This window comes from Pseudomonas sp. JL3, assembly GCF_031570575.1.
In the GTDB taxonomy this organism is placed as follows: domain Bacteria; phylum Pseudomonadota; class Gammaproteobacteria; order Pseudomonadales; family Pseudomonadaceae; genus Aquipseudomonas; species Aquipseudomonas cucumis.
Map to the genome: position 1 here is coordinate 302,700 of NZ_JAKWJK010000004.1, position 21,365 is coordinate 324,064.

Below are 21,365 nucleotides of genomic sequence, written 5' to 3' on the forward strand. Positions count from 1 at the left end.
TGTCTGTCTTGAATGTGGTATCGACTGCTTTGCAAGTTGCCCAGCATACGCCGGACAAACGCCGATAAACCTCGGACTCGAGAAAATGCTGAAACGTTTCACAGATCTTCGACGGCTGAATAACTCCGTACTGATCGTTCCCACGCTCTGCGTGGGAATGTAGCCCGGGACGCTCCGCGTCCCATCCAAAGCCGAACGCAGAGCGTCCGTTGAGGCATTCCCACGCGGAGCATGGGAACGATCGGTGGGCCGGCAGTTACTGAGCCTCCGCAAACACCTCTCCCAACCAATCCACAAACACCCGAACCCGTGGCGACATGTGTTTGTTATGGGGATACAACACGGAAACCGGCATCGGTGGCGGTGGTGTGTCGACCAGGATTTCCTGCACCACCCCTTGGGAAATCAGCGTTTCCATTCGGTAACGCGGGCACTGTATAAGGCCCAGGCCTGCTATCGCCGAGGCTGCGTAAATCTCCGCACCGAACACCGACAACGCGCCATCGATGGCCACTTCTTTCAGCTCGCCATCGATCATGAATTCAAACGGAAACAACTTCGCGGTGGTGCGCGAAACGTAGTTCACCGCGCGGTGTTTTTTCAGGTCTTCGAGGTTTTTCGGTTCGCCATATTTGCGCAGGTAGGCGGGGCTGGCGCAGGTGATCTGGCGCAGGTTGGCGACACGTTTACCTATCAGCGCAGAGTCGCCCAAGGTACCGGCGCGTAACACGCAATCAACGCCTTCTGCGATCAGGTCGACGAAGCGATCGGCCTCGCTGATGGACAGTTCGATGTCCGGGTAACGCGCCATGAATTGCGGCAACGCCGGGATCACGAAGTGCTTGGCCAAGGTGCCGTGCAGGTCCACTCGCAACCGCCCTTTCGGCGCCACGCTGCGGAATGCCAGTTCGGCTTCTTCCAGTTCCGCCAGCAACTGCACGCAACGCAAGTAGTACGCCTCGCCATCCAGCGTAGGACGCACCTTGCGGGTGCTGCGCTCAAGTAAACGAGTGCCGAGCCAGGCTTCGAACTGATTCAGCGTGTGAGTCAGGGTTGCCCGCGGCAGGTTCAGGTCATGGGCCGCCAGTGTGAAGCTGCTGCGCTCGTAGATCCGCACGAAAATCTTCATCGCTTTGACTTGATCCATGCGGGCTCCTGACGGTCGATTGTTGGCGATTATTGAACAGTCAAACCAACTCTCATGCATTTATCGCCCTGAGTAAACATGTGAGTCTGGCTCCACTTCAAACCACTCCAAGGAATCAACGCCATGACTACTCCAACTTCGAAAGTTGCCATCGTGACCGGCGCCTCCCGCGGTATCGGTGCCGTGATCGCCAGACAACTCGCTAGCGAAGATTTCGCCGTCGCCATCAACTACGCCAACAGCGCCACGCAAGCATCAAAACTGGTGGTGGAGTTGCGTCAGGCCGGGCATCAGGCCATAGCGGTCAAGGCTGACGTGGCCAATGCCGACGACGTGCGCCGGTTGTTCGACGAGACCGAAGCGCAACTGGGCAAGGTCGATGTGCTGATCAACAACGCCGGCATTCTCAAAGTGATGCCGCTGGCGCAACACACGGATGAACTGTTCGACCAGACTTTCAACATCCACGCGCGCGGCACGTTCAACACCTTGCGTGAAGCGGCAACCCGCCTGAACAGCGGCGGCCGGATCATCAACTTCTCCAGCAGCACCGTTGGCCTTAACTTGCCCGGCTACGCGGTGTACATCGCCAGCAAGGCAGCAGTGGAATCCCTGACCCAGGTGTTCGCCAAGGAAATGCGTGGTCGCAACATCACCGTTAATGCCGTGGCCCCTGGCCCGGTGGCGACGGAGCTGTTTTTGCACGGCAAGAGTGAAGAGCAGATCCAGAATTTCGCCAAAATGCCTCCACTGGAGCGTTTGGCTCAGCCGGAGGATATTGCTCGCGTTGTGTCGTTTCTGGTGGGTCCGGACTCGGCGTGGGTGAATGGGCAAATTCTGCGGGCGAATGGGGGGTTGGTTTAACTATGCTCGATGTATTGGGGTGAGCAGTAAGGGCGCCTTCGCGGGCAAGCCTCGCTCCTACAGGTTTTGTGCCAGACATGAACGACACTGAATGTGTAGGAGCGAGGCTTGCCCGCGAAGGCGGCCTCAAGGACAACACACACCTGAAGGCGGAACCGCATCATGCACACCACCATCATCATCTTCTTCGGCCTGGTCCTTCTGGCGCTGATGCTGTTCATCGGCGAGAAAATCGGTTTCCCCCGCCAGACCCTGGCCTACAGCTTTGTCGTGCTGTGGCTGGCGTTGACCTTGATCAACGGCGCGGTCGGCATGGTCAACGCCGGCCAGCCGTTGAGCACGGAACTGGTGGTGGGTAGCGCGGTATTCGGCGTACCGGTGGCGGCGCTGGTGTTGTTCATGGCGATGAGCACTGACGCCTGACAAGACGTCAGCGCCCCCTCCTCAATCAACGCACCAGATGCAGGAACTGCATGTGCCGTTCGTACTGGTCGAGGATGTCGTTGATCACCTGATCCTTGGTATAACCCACCAGATCGTAGTCCTGACTGCCCTCGCTCAAATGCACTTCGGCGCGGTGATAACGGCGGTTGTTGAGTTGCTTGGACCCCATGCCGCCCCGCGCGAAGGACGGGGTGAAGTACCCGCGCATCTGCACCTGATAAATGAACGGATGCAGCTCGCCATGACCGATCTCCAGGCTGACGTTGTCATTGGCCGGATCTGGCTGAGTGACCACGTGCAAGCCCTTCTCGACGAACACTGCCGTCACCTCTTCAATCGCCGGGCGCACCGTGGTATCGAGGAAGCGATAGACCTCATCGCGCGACGGGAAATGCACCGCCTGACTCAAGCGCTGACGCCAACCACCCCGCCGAGCTCCAGACACAGGCGCGAGGGAATGCAGTTGCGCGATCTGCTTCTGCGATTCCAGATAAAACGCCTTGTGCAGTCCCCACATCATCAGTAGCAAAATCATCGAGAACGGCAACGAGGTCAGCACCACCGCTGACTTCAATGCGTCGATGCTGCCGGAGAACAGCAGCGCGCTGGTCACCAGCGCAGTCATCGCGCCCCAGAACACTCGCAGCCATTTCGGCCCGTCTTCATCCGGGTTACCGCCCTTGGCGGACAAGGTCGACAACACCACGGTGCCCGAATCGGCGGAGGTCACGAAGAATACGAAGCTGATGAACACCGTGACCGCAATTACGGTTTTGCTCCACGGGTAGGTTTCCAGTAGCAGGTACAGGGTCATCGACGGGTTGTCGATGGCCGACATGCCGAGTGCGCTCATGCCGTGGTTGAGGACCTGGTCGATGGCGCTGTTGCCGAAGATCGACATCCACGCCAGGGTGAAACCGAGCGGGATCAGCAGCACGCCGAAGACAAATTCGCGGATGGTCCGACCACGGGAAATCCTCGCGATGAACAGGCCCACGAACGGCGACCATGCAATCCACCAAGCCCAGTAGAACACCGTCCAGCCGCCCAGCCAGTCGCTGGGTTTGTCATAGGCGTAAAGGTCGAAACTCTTCATCGGCAAGGCGCCGAGGTAATCCCCGATGTTCTGGATCAGCGTATTGAGCAAGTGCTGGGTAGGGCCGGCAAACAACACGAACAGCAGCAGCGCACAGGCCAGCAGCATGTTGATGTCGGACATCACTCGCACGCCTTTATCGACGCCGGACACCGCGACGATGATCGCCGCGCCCATCATCAACGTGATCAGGCCGACCTGAATCCACTGGGTATGAGCAATGCCGAACAGGTAGTCCAGGCCCGAGTTGAGGTGCAGCACGCCAAAGCCCATGTCGGCGCCGAGGCCGAACACCGTGGCGATGATGCCGAAGCCGTCCACCGCGTAGCCGATGGGGCCGTTGATGCGCTTGCCGATCAGCGGGTACAGCGCCGAACGCAGGGCCAGCGGCAGGTTATGTCGATAGGCGAAATAGGCCAGCGCCATGCCGACGAAGGCGAACACGCCCCAACCGTGCAGGCCCCAGTGCAGAAACAGAATCTGCATCGCCTGACGCGCCGCATCCGCCGTTCCGGCCTCGCCTTGCGGCGGTTGCGCCAGGTGCGTCAGCGGTTCGGACACGCAAAAGAAGAACAACGTGATGCTGATCCCGGCGGCGAACAGCATGCCGGCCCAGGACAGGTAGCTGAATTCGGGCTCGTCGTGGTCGGCACCGAGCTTGATCTTGCCGTAGCCGGACAAGGCGGTGACCACCACGAAGACCAGATACAGCGTCATCGCGAGCATGTAATACCAGCCGACCGTATTGGCCGCCCAGTTTTGCGCTTGCAACAGCCAGGCACCGGCCTGTTCGGGTATCGCCATGACCACCACGGCGAACAACAAAATAAAGGTCGCCGCGAAATAAAACACCGGCGGATTCATGCGGACCTGGCCGCTTGCGGAGGTGGACGGTGCACTCATGAAAGGGGCACCTCAAGGGGGTGAAACAGGGCAATCAATAACGGACTCGGCAAAGGCAAGCCTCCTGTTGTGAGCGGGCAGCAAACCGGCGGTTTAACTTGAATGAGCGTTCAAGTTAAACATGGATAGGGGGCTAAGGACTAATCCTAGGGCTCGGCGGTGCGTTTTGTACGCTAGTTCAAGGAAGGATATGACGCGGGGTTTGGAGGATGATCGTTCCCACGCTCTGGGAGGGAGTGCAGCCCGTGACGCTTTGCGTCACATCAAGAGCGGACGCGGAGCGTGGGAACGATCAGGTGAGGAACTTACTTACTTTTGCGTCCCATCATCATGCTGCAGATTCGCCTGGGTCAGGTTGCACCCCGCCGGCACACTGCGGGTCAGCCAGACGTTGCCGCCGATGGTTGAGCCCTTGCCGATGGTGATCCGTCCCAGAATCGTCGCGCCGGCATAGATCACCACATCGTCCTCGACGATCGGATGCCGCGGATGGCCCTTCTGCAACTGGCCGTCTTCGTCCGCCGGGAAGCGCTTGGCGCCCAAGGTCACCGCCTGATAAATCCGCACGCGCTCGCCAATGATCGCGGTCTCGCCGATCACCACACCCGTCCCGTGATCGATGAAGAAACTGCGACCGATCTGCGCCCCCGGATGGATGTCGATGCCGGTGGCCGAATGGGCGATTTCCGCGCTGATCCGCGCCAGCAGCGGCAAGCCGGCGCGATACAAATGATGGGCCAGACGATGGTGAATCACCGCCAGAATCCCCGGGTAGCAGAGCAACACTTCATCGACACTGCGGGCCGCCGGATCGCCGTGATAGGCGGCCAGCACATCGGTGTCCAACAGGCTGCGCAATCCTGGCAGGGCGAGGGCGAAGTCCTGAATGATCTCGATGGCCCTGGCTTCGACTTCAGTGTCGGCCCGGGCACCATGGCGCGCGGCGTAACGCAGTTCGAGCCGCGCCTGAGCCAGCAACGCGTTCAGTGCCACGTCGAGTGTGTGGCCGACGTAGAAATCTTCACTTTCCTCGCGCAAATCCACCGGGCCCAAGCGCATCGGGAACAGCGCACCGCACAAGGCTTCGAGAATGTCCGCCATGGCCGCTCGGGACGGCAACTCGCGACCGCCCTGCTCGCCGCTGGCACGGCCGTTTTGTGCGCGCCACTGGTCGCGCGCCGTACGCAGTTGGCTGACGATGGTCTGCAATTGCCAATGGCTGGAACGCTCGCTCACGGTAAAAACTCCTCACGGGCGGCCGGACTGTCTGGCCGCGTTAACCGCGATTACTTTACGGCAACGGCTGGCGGCCGAATTAAGAACCAATAGTGCTGTGCTCAATACTTTTGGCTATAAGCGATTGGCAGTTGCCCCACAAAATACCCGTGCCTATAGTCCTGACATCTTCCTCCGCCAGTACGGACCCATGATCAAACAACAGCTTGCCCGCTTTAACCGCCTCGACCTGCTCGGTCATCCTACTCCCCTGGAAAAACTCGAACGCCTGTCGACCTGGCTGGGCCGCGATCTGTACGTCAAACGTGATGACCTGACGCCATTGGCACTGGGCGGCAACAAGCTGCGCAAACTCGAATACCTGGCCGCCGATGCCTTGGCCCAGGGCGCTGACACGTTGATCACCGCAGGCGCGATCCAGTCCAACCACGTGCGCCAGACCGCCGCCATTGCGGCCAAGCTGGGCCTGGGCTGCGTAGCGCTGCTGGAAAATCCCCTCGGCACCGACGACAGCAACTATGTCGGCAATGGCAATCGGCTGTTGCTGGACCTGTTCGATGCCAAGGTCGAGCTGGTGGAAAACCTCGACAATGCCGACGAGCAATTGGAAGCGCTGGCCGGGCGTCTGCGCAGCAACGGCAAGAAGCCGTACCTGGTGCCGATCGGTGGCTCGAATGCATTGGGCGCGTTGGGTTATGTCCGTGCGGGCCTGGAACTGGCCGAACAGATCAAGGACACCGGGCTGCAATTCGCCGCCGTGGTGCTGGCGTCCGGCAGTGCCGGCACCCACAGCGGCCTGGCGCTGGCATTGAGCGAAGCACTGCCGGATTTGCCAGTGATCGGCGTGACCGTTTCCCGTAGCGATGAAGCTCAACGACCGAAAGTCCAGGGCCTCGCCGAATGCACTGCCGAGCTGCTGGGCGTGAGCCTGCCGGCGAGTTTCAAAATCGAACTGTGGGACGAATATTTCGGCCCACGTTATGGCGAGCCGAATGCCGGGACATTGTCAGCGCTGAAGCTGCTGGCGAGTCAGGAAGGGTTGTTGCTGGATCCGGTGTACACCGGCAAGGCCATGGCCGGTTTGCTCGACGGCATCGGGCGCCAGCGCTTCAATGACGGCCCGATCATCTTCCTGCACACCGGTGGCGCGCCGGCGTTGTTTGCCTACAAAGACTTTCTATAACTGATCGTTCCCACGCTCCGCGTGGGAATGCAGCCCGTGACGCTCCGCGTCACTGGACGCGGAGCGTCCCTAGAGGCATTCCCACGCAGAGCGTTGGAACGATCATGAAACCGCGTTCTCCTGTGAGCGAAGCTTGCCCGCGAAAGCGATCCACACATACAAATAAAGAATAACAAAATCAATATTTAGTATTTTCCAATCTAAAGACAACATCATATAGTCGCGCCGCAGGCGAATTTGCTGCAAGACGCATAAGCTGCTTTAGGGCAGGATATCGCAGTCGTTAAAATCCCGAATTTGCCAACTTTCCTTAAGCGTCTTCCATAAGAAAACACAGGGGCTTGTCATGAATTTTTCCGCATTACGTCGAAATCTGCTGGTGGGTTCGCTGGGCCTGGCGCTGAGCGCCGGCCTGCTCGGGCAGGCAGTGGCCGGTGAGCAGCTGCAAAAGATCAAGGACGCAGGCGTGATCAACGTCGGTCTGGAAGGCACTTATCCACCGTTCAGCTTCGTCGACGAGGCCGGCAAACTGAGCGGCTTCGAAGTCGAGTTCTCCGAAGCCTTGGCCAAAGAGCTGGGCGTGAAGGTCAAACTGCAGCCGACCAAATGGGAAGGCATCCTTGCAGCCCTGGAATCCAAGCGTCTGGACGCGGTGATCAACCAGGTGACCATCACCGAAGAGCGCAAGAAGAAGTACGACTTCTCCACGCCTTACACCGTTTCCGGGATTCAGGCGCTGACCCTGACCAAAAACAAAGACACCATCAAGACCGCCGCCGATCTGGCCGGCAAGAAAGTCGGCGTAGGCCTGGGCACCAACTACGAGCAGTGGGTGAAAGAGAATGTGCCTAAGGCCGACATCCGCACCTACGAAGATGATCCGACCAAGTTCCAGGACCTGCGCGTCGGCCGCATCGACGCCATTCTGATCGACCGCCTCGCCGCGCTGGAATATGCCAGGAAGGCCGAGGACACTGCCGCCGCCGGTGAAGCGTTCTCCCGCCAGGAAGCCGGTATTGCCCTGCGCAAAGGCGAGCCTGAGCTGCTGGCCGCGGTGAACAAGGCCATCGACAAGCTGCGTGCCGACGGTACGCTGAAAAAGCTGTCGGAAAAATACTTCAGCGCTGACGTCACTCAATAATGGGAGAAGCTTTCCAACTTGCGCTGGACTCCGCGCCCTTTTTGCTCAAGGGCGCGTACTACACAGTCATCCTGAGCCTGGGCGGAATGTTCTTCGGCCTGCTGATGGGCTTCGGCCTGGCGTTGATGCGGCTGTCGCGCTTCAAACTGGTGAGCTGGATCGCCCGCATCTACGTGTCGTTCTTTCGCGGCACGCCGTTGCTGGTGCAACTGTTCGTGATCTATTACGGCTTGCCGCAACTGGGTATCGAACTTGATCCGCTGCCGGCGGCCCTGATCGGCTTCTCGCTGAACATGGCGGCCTACGCCTGCGAAATCCTGCGTGCCGCCATCAGCTCCATCGAGCGCGGCCAGTGGGAAGCCGCCGCCAGTATCGGCATGACCCGCGCGCAAACCCTGCGCCGGGCCATCCTGCCGCAAGCGGCGCGCACGGCCTTGCCACCTTTGGGCAACAGCTTTATTTCGCTGGTCAAGGACACCGCTCTGGCAGCCACCATTCAGGTGCCGGAGTTGTTCCGTCAGGCACAGCTGATTACCGCCCGTACCTTCGAAATTTTCACCATGTATCTTGCCGCTGCGCTGATCTACTGGGTTCTGGCGACTGTACTGTCGCACCTGCAGAACCAGTTGGAAGCGCGGGTCAATCGGCACGACCAGGAGTCCTGACCCAATGATTGTCGTGGAAAAACTGACAAAGCAGTTCAAGGGTCAGGTGGTGCTCAACGGCATCGATCTGCAGGTGAAGGAAGGCGAGGTGGTGGCGATCATCGGCCCCAGCGGCTCGGGTAAGACCACCTTCCTGCGTTGCCTGAATTTTCTCGAGGAACCTAGCAGCGGCCGGATCAAGGTCGGCGACATCGAGATCGATGGCAGCCGCCCTCTGAACCAGCAGCAGGGCCTGGTACGGCGCTTGCGCCAGCATGTGGGTTTTGTGTTCCAGAACTTCAACCTGTTCCCCCATCGTACCGCCCTGGAAAACGTGATCGAAGGCCCGTTAGTGGTGAAAAAGATCCCACGCGCCGAAGCCGTTGCCCTGGGGAAAAAGCTGTTGGCCAAGGTCGGCCTGGCGGGCAAGGAAGACGCTTACCCGCGACGCCTCTCCGGTGGTCAGCAACAGCGTGTGGCGATTGCCCGGGCGTTGGCGATGGAACCGGAAGTGATCCTGTTCGATGAGCCGACTTCTGCACTGGACCCGGAACTGGTGGGTGAAGTATTGGCGACCATCCGCGGTCTGGCCGAGGAGAAACGCACCATGGTGATCGTCACCCACGAAATGGGCTTTGCCCGGGACGTGGCCAACCGCGTGGTGTTTTTCGACAAGGGGGTGATCGTCGAACAAGGCGAGGCCAAGGCACTGTTTGCCAATCCGAAAGAGGAACGGACGAAACAGTTTCTCAGCAAGTTTCTTAATAACGCTTAGTACTGCCTCACTCGGAAACTGTCAACTTCCAGGGATGGAAGTGACATTAAGCCCGCCTTATAAAAGGCTATAGCCCCCCTCTCAACATCCCCTTGATTCACCCTCATCACAAATAACTTCCCGCCGTTCCATGCGGTACATATATATGTCCTGCAACAGATTAATATCGCCTAAAATTTATAAAACACCTTGCTGCACACACTCAAAGGGTTGCTGCCTCAGAGGTATAAAACACACCAAATACCGGACTTTATTCGACAGAGCGATGGGGTTTATTAACCACGCCATGTAGGAGTTTTCTGAATCACGCAAGAACTAACCTTTAACCAATCAACGCTATTGACACTTATTCAAGCGCACTCTTATCTAGTCTCCAACAGGCAACAGCCATCACACTCAATCATTGTTTAAGCGCGCAAATAGTGAATCGTTTTGTTGCTTGGTAATTCACCCCTTTCGATCTTTCAGAAATGGACTTCGCGGCAAAGCTTCAAGGAGAGAAACCCATGACAAGCACTTCAAACAAACCTGAACTTGCAGCCCCGACCCTGGCGCAAAGCCACAAGGCCGGTATCAACATCACCTCCGCCGCTCACCTTATGATCGACGTGGCTCCCTACTCCGGTATGGATGAAGGCGACCTGATCGAGTTGTTCTGGAACAACTGCTACGTGGCCTCCAGTGTCCTGGGCCCCGACCATGGCGGCAAAACCGTGAGCCTGCGGGTGCCGGAAAGCTTCATTGCCAATGGTTCTGCCCGCGTCCATTACAAGGTCATGCAGGTCGGGCAAGGGCCGGCTGTATCACCGGCGGCGCGCGTCCAGATCAAACTTGATTGCCCGGGTGGCCTGCTGCTTTGCGATGAGGAAAACCAGAGCCTGGCGCCCGTATTCATCCCCGAGACCATTCGCCGTCAGGGGGTCAATCCGAACCAGGTCAAACGCGGTGTCCCGTTGACCATCGAGCCTTACCTGAACATGGCCACCGACGACGAAATCACCCTGCGCTGGGGCGATGTGCGCATGGACCTGCCAAAGCTCAAGGCTTGCGATGTGGGTCAGCCGATTCAGGTCTGGGTGCCCCCGGCGATCATTCTCGAAGCTGGCGAAGACCTTCGACTGGAAGTGACCTACTGCATCCTCGATCGGGTGGGTAACAACTCGCGCTGGGCACCGGCACGCACACTGAAGATCGGCTGTGCCAATCCCTACCTGAGAGTGCCGCCGAAAGAAGTGCTCATGGCCGCTGAATCCCGCAAACGGTGAGCTCCCGTAGCAGCTGGCGAAGCCTGCGTTCGGCTGCGAAGCAGTCGCAAAATCGTGCACCGTGGTCATTCAGGTTAATCGCGGATTCAGGATTCACGACTGCTGCGCAGCCGAACGCAGGCTTCGCCAGCTGCTACAGGGGTGTGTGGCACCTCTTCTATATATATTCCTAAAAGTTAGTTCATTAATTATTTATACATGTTTAGGGTATATACACCGGACCACCGGACATTCGTGTTTTTCGTTCGCCGCAACCCTTGCGGCGCTTTCATGAGATGTGAGGTAGGTATGGTCCGGAACACAATCACCCCAGTGCAAATCGCCAGGGCATTGCGTGCAGCCAAGGAGCGGCACTGATGTCCAGTCTGGCAGATGCAATCGTCCAGAGTGATCTGGATATCGCCCCCTTGTTGTTGCCCGCGCAAGTCTTGCGCAACGACGCACAAGCCATCAAGGCGGCCCATGAGCTCGCGCAAGTCGCCCGCCTGCAAGCCGCCAAACGTGACCAGCAGCGCAAGCTGCCGTGGTCGGAAATCGAACAGTTCACCCGCAGCGGTCTGGGCAGCATTGCCATCCCGCGTGAGTACGGTGGCCCGCAGGTTTCATTCGTCACCTTGGCCGAAGTGTTCGCGATCATTTCCGCGGCCGACCCGGCGCTGGGGCAGATACCGCAGAACCAGTTCGGCATTCTCAACCTGATACTCGGCAGCGCCACCGAGTCGCAGAAAAAGCAGCTGTTCAAAAGCGTGCTCGAAGGCTGGCGAATCGGTAACGCGGGGCCTGAGCGAGGGACCAAAAATACCCTGGAGCTCAAGGCGCGGATCACCGCCGACGGCGATGGCTTCGTTATCAACGGGCAGAAGTTCTATTCCACCGGCGCCCTGTTCGCCCACTGGGTGGCCGTCAAGGCGCTGAACGACGAAGGCAAGCAAGTACTGGCCTTCGTTCGTCGCGGCACGCCGGGCTTGCGCATCGTTGATGACTGGTCAGGTTTCGGCCAGCGCACCACCGCCAGCGGCACCCTTTTGCTCAACAACGTGCGGGTCGATGCCGAGCTGGTAGTGGATAACTGGAAGATCAACGACAGCCCGAATACTCAGGGCGCTGTGTCGCAGTTGATTCAAGCAGCCATCGACGCCGGCATTGCTCGAGGCGCCATCGATGACGCCATCGAGTTCGTGCAAAAACGCGCACGGCCCTGGATCGATGCCAAGGTCGACCGGGCCAGCGACGACCTCTACGTGATCGCCGACATCGGCAAGCTGAAAATCGAACTGCACGCCGCCGAAGCGCTGCTGCGCAAGGCCGGGCAAGTACTCGATGAGGTCAACGCCGCGCCGCTCACCGCCGAGTCCGCTGCGCGTGCCTCGATTGCTGTGGCCGAAGCCAAAGTGCTGACCACCGAGATTTCGCTGCTGGCCAGCGAAAAACTCTTCGAACTGGCCGGCAGCCGCGCCACCCTCGCCGAATTCAACCTCGACCGCCACTGGCGCAACGCCCGGGTGCACACGCTGCACGATCCAGTGCGCTGGAAATATCACGCGGTCGGCGCCTATCGCCTTAACGGCACACTCCCCGCTCGCCACTCCTGGATTTAACGACCATGACTCTTTCTCACCACGTCGCGGTCATCACCAGCGATGAGCAAGCCCTGATCATCGCCAGTGACTTGGCCGACGATTTCAAACGCGACAGCGCCCTGCGCGACCGCGAACGTCGTTTGCCATACCCGGAACTGGAAGTGTTTTCCCGCTCGGGTCTTTGGGGCATCAGCGTGCCAAAAGAATACGGCGGCGCCGGGGTTTCCAACGTGACCCTGGCCAAGGTGATCGCGCTGATCGCCCAGGCTGATGGCTCCCTCGGACAAATTCCACAAAACCATTTCTACGCCCTCGAAGTGCTGCGCGTGAACGGCACCGATGAGCAGAAAAAACGCCTCTACGCCGAGGTGTTGGCCGGCCAGCGCTTCGGCAACGCACTCGCGGAACTGGGCACCAAAACCGCCCATGATCGTGTCACCAGCCTGACTCGTGATGGCGACGGCTATCGCATCAACGGACGCAAGTTCTACGCCACCGGCGCGATTTACGCCCAGCGCATCCCGACGTCAGTCGTGGACGAAAACGGTGTGCAGCAATTGGCTTTCGTCCCCCGTAACAGCAAAGGCCTGACGGTCATCGATGACTGGAGCGGCTTCGGCCAGCGCACCACCGGCAGCGGTTCGGTGGTGTTCGAGGATGTCTATGTCGCGGCCGAAGATGTGATCCCGTTTCAAAGCGCTTTCGAACGCCCGACCACTGTCGGCCCGTTGGCGCAGATTCTCCACGCCGCGATCGACACCGGCATCGCCCGCGCCGCTTACGAAGATGCACTGCATTTTGTGCGCACCAAGACCCGGCCATGGATTGATTCCGGCAACGACAAAGCCACCGAAGACCCGCTGACGATCAAAAGTTTCGGCCACTTGAGCATTCGCCTGCACGCCACCGAAGCCCTGCTGGAACGCTCCGGCGAATTCCTCGACCAGGCCCAGGCCAACACCAATGCCCAAACTGTCGCCGCCGCGTCGATTGCCGTCGCCGAAGCCCGGGCCATCAGCACCGAAATCTCCCTCGCCGCCGGCAGCACGTTGTTCGAACTGGCCGGCAGCCAGGCGACCCTGGTCGAACACGGTCTGGATCGTCACTGGCGCAACGCCCGGGTGCACACCCTGCACGACCCGGTGCGCTGGAAGTATCACGCTGTCGGCAATTACTACCTCAACAATGATAACCCTCCATTGCGAGGGACCATCTGATGGCCGATGCCAAAAAGAAAATCCTGCTCAACGCGTTCAATATGAACTGCATCGGGCACATCAACCATGGTCTGTGGACGCATCCACGGGACACCTCGACCCAATACAAAACCATCGAATACTGGACTGAACTGGCGCAGTTGCTGGAACGCGGACTGTTCGACGGTCTGTTCATCGCCGACATCGTCGGCGTGTACGACGTCTATCAAAACTCGGTGGACGTGCCGCTCAAAGAGTCGATTCAGTTACCGGTCAACGACCCGCTGCTGCTGGTCTCGGCCATGGCCGCGGTCACCAGAAACCTCGGCTTCGGCCTGACCGCCAACCTGACCTACGAACCGCCGTACCTGTTCGCCCGGCGCATGTCGACGCTTGATCATTTGAGCCGCGGACGGGTCGGCTGGAACATCGTCACCGGCTACCTCGACAGCGCCGCCAAGGCCATGGGCCTGAGCGAACAGGTGGAACACGACCGGCGTTACGACCAGGCCGACGAATACCTGCAAGTGCTCTACAAACTCTGGGAAGGCAGCTGGGAAAACGGCGCGGTGCTCAATGACCGCGAACAGCGGATCTACGCCTTACCTGCGAAAGTGCACAAGGTCGAGCACAAGGGTGAGTTCTATCAGGTCGAGGGTTATCACCTCTGCGAGCCATCGCCGCAACGCACGCCGGTGCTGTTCCAGGCCGGCAGTTCCGATCGCGGTTTGCTGTTCGCCGGTCGGCATGCCGAGTGCGTGTTCATCAGCGGTCAGAACAAACCGGCGACCCGGGTTCAGGTGGACAAGGTTCGCGCCAGCGCCGTCGAGGCTGGGCGCAAGCCTGAGGACATCAAGGTGTTGATGGGTTTGAACGTGATCGTCGGCGCCACCGAAGAGCTGGCCTGGACCAAGCACGCCGAGTACCTGAGCTACGCCAGTGCCGAGGCTGGCGTGGCGCACTTTTCGGCGTCCACCGGGATCGATTTTTCCGAGTACGAACTCGACGAACCGATCCAGTACGTGAAGAGCAACGCCATCCAGTCCGCCACCAGGAACTTGCAAAACAACGACTGGACCCGCCGCAAATTGCTGGAACAACACGCCCTCGGGGGCCGCTACATCACCGTCGTCGGCTCGCCCGAGCAAGTGGCCGATGAGCTGGAATCGTGGATCGCGGAAACCGGCCTGGATGGTTTCAATCTGACGCGGATTGTCACCCCGGAAAGCTATGTGGATTTCATTGAGCTGGTGATTCCGGAGTTGCAACGCAGAGGGTCGTACAAGACCGCTTATGACGACGGCAGCCTGCGGGAAAAACTGTTTCACGGCGAAGCACATTTGCCTGAGCAACATACCGGCTCCCATTACCGACACTGACTCCTTGTAACTGATCGTTCCCACGCTCCGCGTGGGAATGCAGCCCGGGACGCTCCGCGTCCCAAGAGCGGACGCGGAGCGTCCGTTGAGGCATTCCCACGCGGAGCGTGGGAACGATCGCCCTTAACTGACTGGAAGACATCTCATGACCAAAAAACTCTTTACCCACCCAGTCAAAGCACTGGCCCTGGCCCTCGGCCTCTTCAGCTCCGCCACCTTCGCCGCCGACGCGCCACTGAAGGTCGGCACCACCGCCGCCTTCGCCATCCCGCTGGAAGCCGCTGTTGAGGAAGCCAGCAAACAAGGCCTGAAAGTCGAACTGGTGGAATTCAGCGACTGGATCGCCCCCAACGTCAGCCTCGCCTCAGGCGACATCGACGTGAACTATTTCCAGCACATCCCGTTCCTGGAAAACGCCAAGGCCGCCGCCGGTTTTGACCTGGTGCCGTTCGCCCCGGGGATCATCAACAACGTCGGTCTCTACTCGAAAAAATACAAAAGCTTCGACGCGTTGCCCGAAGGCGCCAGCGTCGCCATTGCCAACGACCCGATCAACAGCGGTCGTGGCCTGCAACTGCTGGCCAAGGCCGGGCTGATCACCCTCAAACCGGGCGTCGGCTACAAGGCCACCGAAGAAGACATCATCGCCAACCCGAAGAAAATCAAAATCCTTCAGGTCGAAGCCGTGCAACTGGTGCGCGCCTACGACGACGCCGATCTGGTCCAGGGCTACCCGGCCTACATTCGCCTGTCGAAGACCTTCGATGCCAGTTCCGCCCTGCTGTTCGATGGCCTCGATCACAAGGAATACGTGATTCAGTTCGTCATCCAGCCGAAAAGCAAAACCGATCCACGCTTAATCAAATTCGTCGACATCTACCAGCACTCGCCAGCCGTTCGTGCGGCGCTGGATAAGGCCCACGGCAAGCTCTATCAAGCCGGTTGGGAAAGCTGAGTATGACGGCCGCTATCCAACGGCGACTGGAACTTCCGGAGCCACATAACGCCACACAAACCGAACTGCACCCAGACCTGAATCGCGCCCATGTGCGCTTCATCGGCCTGGGCAAAACCTACAACGGCCAGCAAGGTCCGGTGGCGGCGCTGCACGGTATCGACCTGGCGATCCAGCGCGGCGAAGTGTTCGGCATCATCGGACGCAGCGGTGCCGGCAAGTCGTCGCTGATCCGCACCATCAATCGTCTCGAACAACCGAGCACGGGGCGGGTGCTGATCGATCAGGTGGACATCGGCGAGTTCGATGAAGACCGCCTGGTGGCGCTGCGGCGGAGGATCGGCATGATCTTCCAGCACTTCAACCTGATGTCGGCCAAGACGGTTTGGCAGAACGTCGAATTGCCGCTGAAAGTCGCCGGCGTGCCCAAGGAGCAGCGCGAGCGCAAAGTCCGCGAACTGCTGGAACTGGTCGGCCTGCAAGAGAAACACAAAGCCTACCCGGCGCAGCTTTCCGGCGGGCAGAAACAACGCGTCGGCATCGCCCGCGCGCTGGTGCATGACCCAGAGATTCTGCTGTGTGACGAGGCAACTTCGGCGCTGGATCCGGAGACCACACAATCGATCCTCGGCCTGCTGCGCGAGATCAATCAACGGCTGGGTTTGACCATCGTGCTGATCACTCACGAGATGGCGGTGATCCGCGATATCTGTGATCGGGTGGTGGTGCTGGAACACGGGCGAATCGTCGAGCAAGGGCCGGTCTGGGAAGTATTCGGCAACCCGCAACATGAAGTCAGCAAGACCTTGCTCGCGCCATTGCAACACGGACTGCCGGAAGAACTGCAAAGCCGCCTGCGTCCACAACCGCAGTCTTCGGACGCCGCCGTGGTGCTGCGTTTGCAATTCACCGGCAGCGCAAACGACGAGCCAGACCTGGCGGCACTGTTCAGCGCCCTCGGTGGCCGCGTGCGCTTGCTGCAAGGGGGCGTGGAACGGATTCAGGGGCATGCACTCGGGCAATTGCTGCTGGCGGTGACCGGTTCGCCCCTCGGTGCCGAGGAATTGCGCCAGCGCGCCGGCAACTGGGCGCAACAGGTGGAGGTGCTGGGTTATGTGGTTTGATCGGTTGCTTCAGGGTTTTATCGACACCTTTTTGATGGTGGGTGTGTCGTCGCTGATCGCGCTGTTGGCGGGCATTCCGCTGGCGGTGATTCTGGTCACCAGTTCCAAGGGCGGGATCTACGAAGCACCGGCACTGAACCGCGCACTGGGCGCGTTCGTGAACCTGTTCCGCTCGATTCCGTTTCTGATTTTGATGGTGGCGTTGATTCCGTTCACCCGGTTGATCGTCGGCACCACGTATGGCGTGTGGGCTGCCGTGGTGCCGCTGACCATCGCCGCCACGCCGTTCTTTGCACGCATCGCCGAGGTCAGTTTGCGCGAGGTCGACCATGGGTTGATCGAAGCGGCGCAAGCGATGGGCTGCCGGCGCTGGCATATCGTCTGGCATGTGCTGCTGCCCGAAGCGCTGCCGGGAATTGTCGGTGGGTTCACGATTACGTTGGTGACGATGATCAACTCCTCGGCCATGGCCGGGGCGATTGGGGCCGGTGGATTGGGCGACATCGCTTATCGGTATGGGTATCAGCGGTTTGATAGCCAGATCATGTTGACGGTGATTGTGTTGCTGGTGGTGTTGGTGGCGGTGATTCAGTTGGGTGGGGATCGGTTGGCTCGGGGGCTGAACAAGCGCTGATCGAGATAGCATCCGCGACGCTCACCTTGTAGCAGCTGGCGAAGCCTGCGTTACGGCTTAACTGACTGGCATTAAGGCAAATCCCCTAACCGAAGGGGAATTTTTCGCACAGGAAAATCAGAGTGCCAGCAGGCCAGATCCCTTTCATTTGCAGGACGTTTCCTAGATCATTCCGCTCGCTTGCGCCTGCCAAATTCCGTGGCTAGTCTCGGTCCGTCACTGCTCATCAGTGATCGGGTTTAGTAGCCCGGATCAATAGGCGCATAGCAATTCTATGCTCATGTCCGGCAATGTTTGCCGCATGCAGAATATGGTGGCTGTGCGTGGGGCATCTTCGGGTGCACCGGTTTTCCTATTGACCGGCCTACTAACCTGCGTACAGCCACCACCCAATCGTTTAGTAGGCGATAAGTGATGGCTCCCATGAAGCAATAGGAGCAATACCCATGGAAAAATCCGTTCCCGACCCGCCCCCAGAAACATCCTCAAACAAAGCGGACGACCCGCTCAGGGATCGATCGGCGCTCTACCGTGCGATCGACTTCTACCTCACCGGCAACCAACCGTCCGCACCTGATGAATTGCGCTTCTACAACGTCAGCAAAGACGTGAGCTTCGAAGACGCCCAGCTCTATGTGGCTGATCTGCTGCGCTGCGCCTCGGTCACGGCGTATCAGTGCGGCGATCAACTCAAAGGTGCCGATCGGGCATTGGTGTTTTCCGTTTGGCATTTGCTGGAGATCGCCAAGGCGATGGTTGATCGGTCCATTGAATGTCTGGGGATGAAGCAGAGCTGAGTCATTGGTCGTCAGTGATATTGCCATCGCGGGCTTGCCCGCGATGGGCTACGCAGCAGCCCCAGACCTGATGGCGTATATTCAGCGAATCCCAATTACCTGCGCAGCCGACCATGAAACAGACTCCCGACGACCTGGAGCAGATCACCTCCACCACCCTGGGCCATTACAACGCGGTGGCTGAAGACTTCCGTGAAGGCACTCGCGATCACGATGTTAGCCAGAACATCGATGCCCTGTTGCGGCATATTCAGGGTGAGGCGCCGTTCACCCTTCTCGACTTCGGCTGCGGCCCTGGTCGCGACCTGAAAACCTTTACGCGCATGGGCCACACCGCCATCGGCCTCGACGGTTCGGAAAAGTTGGCGCAGATGGCGCGCGAAGACAGTGGTTGCGAAGTCTGGCAGCAAGACTTTTTGAAACTCGATCTGCCGGCCGAGCGGTTTGACGGAATTTTTGCCAATGCGGTGCTGTTCCACATCCCGAGTCAGGAATTGCCGCGGGTGTTGAAGCAACTGCGCGAAGCGTTGAAGCCGGGCGGTGTGTTGTTCAGTTCCAATCCGCGTGGTGAGAATCAGGAAGGCTGGAACGGGTCGCGATATGGAGCGTATTACGATCTTCAGGTGTGGCGCGAAATGCTGACCGAGGCGGGGTTTGTGGAGCTGGAGCATTACTACCGGCCGGCGGGGCTGCCGCGGGAGCAACAGCCTTGGTTGGCAAGTGTTTGGCGCCGTCAATCTACCTGATACGTCCTCACTTTCCCGGTCGCCTCAAATGCAAAAATGCTGCGCGCGGCCAGAATCTTTTCGCCAATCTGTCGAGGCTGGGAAGCAAAGTTGGCCACCAGTCGAGTGCCATCGGTAAACGTGGTCTGCTGCACCAGTCGATCCTCTGTCAGCCAGCGGAAATCCGTCAGCGCCTGTGTCGCCAGGCGCTCATGCAGCGGCCGGAAAAAAGCATCCTGACGCTGAATCATTGGTAGCCGCTGCTGCACCGTGGCAGCGCTCAAGTGATACAACGGCGGCACGTTATAGAGCAACTGTGTCAGTTGGCTTTCGCCACGAACATTGGTCAGCTTGAGGTTATCGAAAGCCCAGTGATGGGTGGTGATCACCGAGCCGTGAAAAACCGCCTGATATAACGGCAAACGCATGGCCGGATCGAAATAAAGACTGCGGTAAGGCTCCTTCACCGGCACCGGTTTGAAGAACACGCCGGGTTGCTCGGGCGGGAACCAGTCACCCAGATAATAAGGTGATCGCGAGTCCTTGCTCATGTCCTCGTCACCCCAACCAAATACCGGTGTCTGCATGCCATGGGCAAACAGAATTCCCTGAGCCGTGACGGCATTGCCATCCTCGGAGCCCATCGGCAATTTCAGGCTCTCGTTGATCCAGCGCCCGGCGGCAACGTTCTCGAGGGCGTTGCTCGCCTGGGTCATGAGTGCGCCAGGGCGATAGCTGTCAAACAGCATGCCTGCCGCCGTCACATCGAGGAACCAGCTATTGAAGCCAGCCCTGGCCTGAATCGCCTTGATGCGCGCTTCAAGCAGAGGTCGGATGCACCGCGGATCGGTGTAATAGCCGTTATTCAGAAAGCCGCTTTTTAACTGACCGTTTTTCAGGACGATTGCGCATGTGTTGTAAGCGTTCGTGCCTAGGTGACCCGTGGTCCAATCGGCGTTATCGGTGGACTTCAACGTCGTCTCATAGGAATCGTAGGGTGCCACCAGATAACCGGCATCCACCCCGGCGCGAACGGCCTCAGGATGCCACAGCCCCGCTTCCCACGCTTCGCCCAATCCCAACCACAAGCGCGGCAACTTCGCCGCTCGCAGCTGTTGCATCATGCGCAGCGATACGCCGTCGCCCCAGCGCTCGGGTGTCGGGGTCAGTGCCGATGCGAACACCTGGGCCACCTCTGTACGCAGCTCTATATAACGCTCGGCGAGCCGGTTCATTTCCGGCTCGGGTAATATTTGCCAGCTCTGTCTGGCCAAGGTGTTCACGGCAGCGTTGAGCCCGCGAATCAGGACACGTTGCTGATACGTATTGAGCGGTGCTTTTGCCTCACGCAGGACCCGGCGACTTTCCGCATCCAGATAGCCACGCAGTTGTCCGGCCAACGCGGTTTTCCCCTCAAGCAGCGCAAGCAGCGCCGACCAATCCCGCACATCGTCAGGCCCGAGCAACCCGCCACCCCACAGATAGACATGGGCAGCCCCCAACAACTTTTTTCCCTCAGGTGTTTTAAGCAGCTTGGCACTCAGCGGCTCGTAAGCACCGGCATCGATCAACCATTGCCGATACCGTTTGGCGCCGCTCAATGGATCGGCATCCCCCAGAAAAAGGCTGAACGTCAGGGCAGCGGCGGGATCAAGCGAGGTGAATTCATGACCGGCCGCCAGCACCAGGGTGTCGGCCTCGGCGCTGAACCTCAGGCGATTATTGAATGGATTGGTCATCAACCAGTTCAGGGTGAAACCACCGTGATCGACGCCCCACAACGGCAGGCTCAAGTCCTGGGTGGTGTTGAACTCGGCCTGTTCAAGCAGGAAACGTTGCCACACCCGGTCGTCACTGGGCACGTAATGCCCTTCGGCCAGTGGCCAGATCAGCCCCTTGCCCATCGCACTGCCGGGTTGCCTGAGAAAATCCAGTTCACCGGAATCACGCGCCTTGATCGAAAAGGACAGGTCACGCTGTTCAAGCGTGGCGCTGAGGAACCAGGCGCCATCGTCCCATTGCCAGTCGATGCGGTTGGAGCTCTGCGTGAGGTCGCTGACCTTGTGCGCGGCAACGCCAGCCGAGGCTTGTACGGGTGCCTTTTGTGCGGGAATGACGCGAATCGCCAAGGTCGCGGGGTCGAGTTCGACGCGCCACAACGGGTTTTCAAGGACGGTACCGGCCAGCGCCCATGGCGATAGCAACAGACTCGCTATCAGCAACACATGGCGCAGCCAGCAAGTGACGATGATCATGAAGCGTCCCTCTTCCAGATTG

At 59.3% G+C, this 21,365-nt stretch carries 19 protein-coding genes; 15 read left to right on the forward strand and 4 right to left on the reverse strand.

The genetic code is table 11. The features are described from left to right. Positions 1-256: 256 nt before the first annotated feature. Positions 257-1,147: a LysR family transcriptional regulator gene (locus MMG91_RS10615; protein ID WP_310659545.1), complete on the reverse strand. Its 891-nt coding sequence runs from the start codon at positions 1,145-1,147 to the stop codon at positions 257-259. A 123-nt stretch (positions 1,148-1,270) separates the two neighbouring features. Between MMG91_RS10615 and MMG91_RS10620 the strand changes: the two genes are divergently transcribed. Continuing rightward, complete coding sequence (locus tag MMG91_RS10620; RefSeq protein ID WP_310659546.1) at positions 1,271-2,011, forward strand: SDR family oxidoreductase; 741 nt, start codon at positions 1,271-1,273, stop codon at positions 2,009-2,011. Positions 2,012-2,173: 162 nt separating this feature from the next. Then, a complete protein-coding gene (locus MMG91_RS10625) occupies positions 2,174-2,434 on the forward strand; it encodes a hypothetical protein (protein WP_305447764.1) in 261 nt (86 codons plus the stop codon). A 25-nt stretch (positions 2,435-2,459) separates the two neighbouring features. On the opposite strand, the gene betT is transcribed toward MMG91_RS10625, so the two are convergent. Further along, a complete protein-coding gene (betT, locus tag MMG91_RS10630) occupies positions 2,460-4,454 on the reverse strand; it encodes a choline transporter BetT (protein ID WP_310659547.1) in 1,995 nt (664 codons plus the stop codon). Between the two features lie 309 nt (positions 4,455-4,763). Next, positions 4,764-5,690: a serine O-acetyltransferase EpsC gene (gene epsC / locus MMG91_RS10635; RefSeq protein ID WP_305479709.1), complete on the reverse strand. Its 927-nt coding sequence runs from the start codon at positions 5,688-5,690 to the stop codon at positions 4,764-4,766. A gap of 190 nt (positions 5,691-5,880) precedes the next feature. Between epsC and MMG91_RS10640 the strand changes: the two genes are divergently transcribed. The 13 genes from MMG91_RS10640 (at position 5,881) to MMG91_RS10700 (ending at position 19,109) form a co-directional block, all read left to right on the forward strand. Continuing rightward, positions 5,881-6,873 carry a D-cysteine desulfhydrase gene (locus MMG91_RS10640; RefSeq protein ID WP_310659548.1) on the forward strand — a complete coding sequence of 331 codons (993 nt, stop codon included), beginning with the start codon at positions 5,881-5,883 and terminating at the stop codon, positions 6,871-6,873. 346 nt (positions 6,874-7,219) lie between these two features. Continuing rightward, the gene (gene tcyJ / locus MMG91_RS10645) at positions 7,220-8,014 is read left to right on the forward strand and encodes a cystine ABC transporter substrate-binding protein (protein ID WP_310659549.1); all 795 of its coding nucleotides are present in this window, start codon (positions 7,220-7,222) and stop codon (positions 8,012-8,014) included. Further along, entirely contained in the window at positions 8,014-8,679 is a 666-nt protein-coding gene (gene tcyL / locus MMG91_RS10650) for a cystine ABC transporter permease (protein ID WP_007903115.1), read from the forward strand. Before tcyJ ends, tcyL begins: the two co-directional genes overlap by 1 nt. Positions 8,680-8,683: 4 nt before the next feature. Next, a complete protein-coding gene (tcyN, locus tag MMG91_RS10655) occupies positions 8,684-9,433 on the forward strand; it encodes an L-cystine ABC transporter ATP-binding protein TcyN (RefSeq protein ID WP_305447761.1) in 750 nt (249 codons plus the stop codon). A gap of 506 nt (positions 9,434-9,939) precedes the next feature. After that, positions 9,940-10,698, forward strand: coding sequence for a hypothetical protein (locus MMG91_RS10660; RefSeq protein WP_310659550.1), 759 nt, complete (start codon positions 9,940-9,942; stop codon positions 10,696-10,698). A 356-nt stretch (positions 10,699-11,054) separates the two neighbouring features. Then, complete coding sequence (locus MMG91_RS10665) at positions 11,055-12,296, forward strand: SfnB family sulfur acquisition oxidoreductase (protein ID WP_310659551.1); 1,242 nt, start codon at positions 11,055-11,057, stop codon at positions 12,294-12,296. Positions 12,297-12,301: 5 nt separating this feature from the next. Next, the gene (locus MMG91_RS10670) at positions 12,302-13,495 is read left to right on the forward strand and encodes an SfnB family sulfur acquisition oxidoreductase (RefSeq protein ID WP_310659552.1); all 1,194 of its coding nucleotides are present in this window, start codon (positions 12,302-12,304) and stop codon (positions 13,493-13,495) included. Continuing rightward, positions 13,495-14,853, forward strand: coding sequence for an LLM class flavin-dependent oxidoreductase (locus MMG91_RS10675; RefSeq protein WP_310659553.1), 1,359 nt, complete (start codon positions 13,495-13,497; stop codon positions 14,851-14,853). The genes MMG91_RS10670 and MMG91_RS10675 overlap by 1 nt, the downstream gene beginning before the upstream one ends. 145 nt (positions 14,854-14,998) lie before the next feature. Continuing rightward, a complete protein-coding gene (locus MMG91_RS10680; protein ID WP_310659554.1) occupies positions 14,999-15,808 on the forward strand; it encodes a MetQ/NlpA family ABC transporter substrate-binding protein in 810 nt (269 codons plus the stop codon). Between the two features lie 2 nt (positions 15,809-15,810). Continuing rightward, positions 15,811-16,932 (forward strand): ATP-binding cassette domain-containing protein, encoded by a 1,122-nt coding sequence (locus tag MMG91_RS10685; RefSeq protein ID WP_310659555.1) that lies wholly within the window; start codon positions 15,811-15,813, stop codon positions 16,930-16,932. Continuing rightward, entirely contained in the window at positions 16,922-17,566 is a 645-nt protein-coding gene (locus tag MMG91_RS10690) for a methionine ABC transporter permease (RefSeq protein ID WP_030128490.1), read from the forward strand. Before MMG91_RS10685 ends, MMG91_RS10690 begins: the two co-directional genes overlap by 11 nt. A 446-nt stretch (positions 17,567-18,012) precedes the next feature. Further along, positions 18,013-18,363 (forward strand): DUF6124 family protein, encoded by a 351-nt coding sequence (locus MMG91_RS10695; protein ID WP_310659556.1) that lies wholly within the window; start codon positions 18,013-18,015, stop codon positions 18,361-18,363. 113 nt (positions 18,364-18,476) lie between these two features. Then, entirely contained in the window at positions 18,477-19,109 is a 633-nt protein-coding gene (locus tag MMG91_RS10700) for a class I SAM-dependent methyltransferase (RefSeq protein ID WP_310659557.1), read from the forward strand. Here MMG91_RS10700 and MMG91_RS10705 read toward each other — a convergent pair. Then, positions 19,097-21,343 carry a glycoside hydrolase gene (locus tag MMG91_RS10705; protein ID WP_310659558.1) on the reverse strand — a complete coding sequence of 749 codons (2,247 nt, stop codon included), beginning with the start codon at positions 21,341-21,343 and terminating at the stop codon, positions 19,097-19,099. The two genes, MMG91_RS10700 and MMG91_RS10705, sit on opposite strands and share 13 nt — an antisense overlap. Positions 21,344-21,365: the final 22 nt, after the last annotated feature.

Coding starts and splice junctions, on each gene's coding strand:
- MMG91_RS10620 (WP_310659546.1), top strand. CDS start 1,271: ATGACTACTCCAACTTCGAAAGTTGCCATCGTGACCGGCGCCTCCCGC.
- MMG91_RS10685 (WP_310659555.1), top strand. CDS start 15,811: ATGACGGCCGCTATCCAACGGCGACTGGAACTTCCGGAGCCACATAAC.
- MMG91_RS10665 (WP_310659551.1), top strand. CDS start 11,055: ATGTCCAGTCTGGCAGATGCAATCGTCCAGAGTGATCTGGATATCGCC.
- MMG91_RS10700 (WP_310659557.1), top strand. CDS start 18,477: ATGAAACAGACTCCCGACGACCTGGAGCAGATCACCTCCACCACCCTG.
- tcyN (WP_305447761.1), top strand. CDS start 8,684: ATGATTGTCGTGGAAAAACTGACAAAGCAGTTCAAGGGTCAGGTGGTG.
- MMG91_RS10695 (WP_310659556.1), top strand. CDS start 18,013: ATGGAAAAATCCGTTCCCGACCCGCCCCCAGAAACATCCTCAAACAAA.
- MMG91_RS10640 (WP_310659548.1), top strand. CDS start 5,881: ATGATCAAACAACAGCTTGCCCGCTTTAACCGCCTCGACCTGCTCGGT.
- MMG91_RS10670 (WP_310659552.1), top strand. CDS start 12,302: ATGACTCTTTCTCACCACGTCGCGGTCATCACCAGCGATGAGCAAGCC.
- betT (WP_310659547.1), bottom strand. CDS start 4,454: ATGAGTGCACCGTCCACCTCCGCAAGCGGCCAGGTCCGCATGAATCCG.
- MMG91_RS10705 (WP_310659558.1), bottom strand. CDS start 21,343: ATGATCATCGTCACTTGCTGGCTGCGCCATGTGTTGCTGATAGCGAGT.
- tcyJ (WP_310659549.1), top strand. CDS start 7,220: ATGAATTTTTCCGCATTACGTCGAAATCTGCTGGTGGGTTCGCTGGGC.
- MMG91_RS10690 (WP_030128490.1), top strand. CDS start 16,922: ATGTGGTTTGATCGGTTGCTTCAGGGTTTTATCGACACCTTTTTGATG.
- MMG91_RS10615 (WP_310659545.1), bottom strand. CDS start 1,147: ATGGATCAAGTCAAAGCGATGAAGATTTTCGTGCGGATCTACGAGCGC.
- MMG91_RS10675 (WP_310659553.1), top strand. CDS start 13,495: ATGGCCGATGCCAAAAAGAAAATCCTGCTCAACGCGTTCAATATGAAC.
- MMG91_RS10660 (WP_310659550.1), top strand. CDS start 9,940: ATGACAAGCACTTCAAACAAACCTGAACTTGCAGCCCCGACCCTGGCG.
- tcyL (WP_007903115.1), top strand. CDS start 8,014: ATGGGAGAAGCTTTCCAACTTGCGCTGGACTCCGCGCCCTTTTTGCTC.
- MMG91_RS10625 (WP_305447764.1), top strand. CDS start 2,174: ATGCACACCACCATCATCATCTTCTTCGGCCTGGTCCTTCTGGCGCTG.
- MMG91_RS10680 (WP_310659554.1), top strand. CDS start 14,999: ATGACCAAAAAACTCTTTACCCACCCAGTCAAAGCACTGGCCCTGGCC.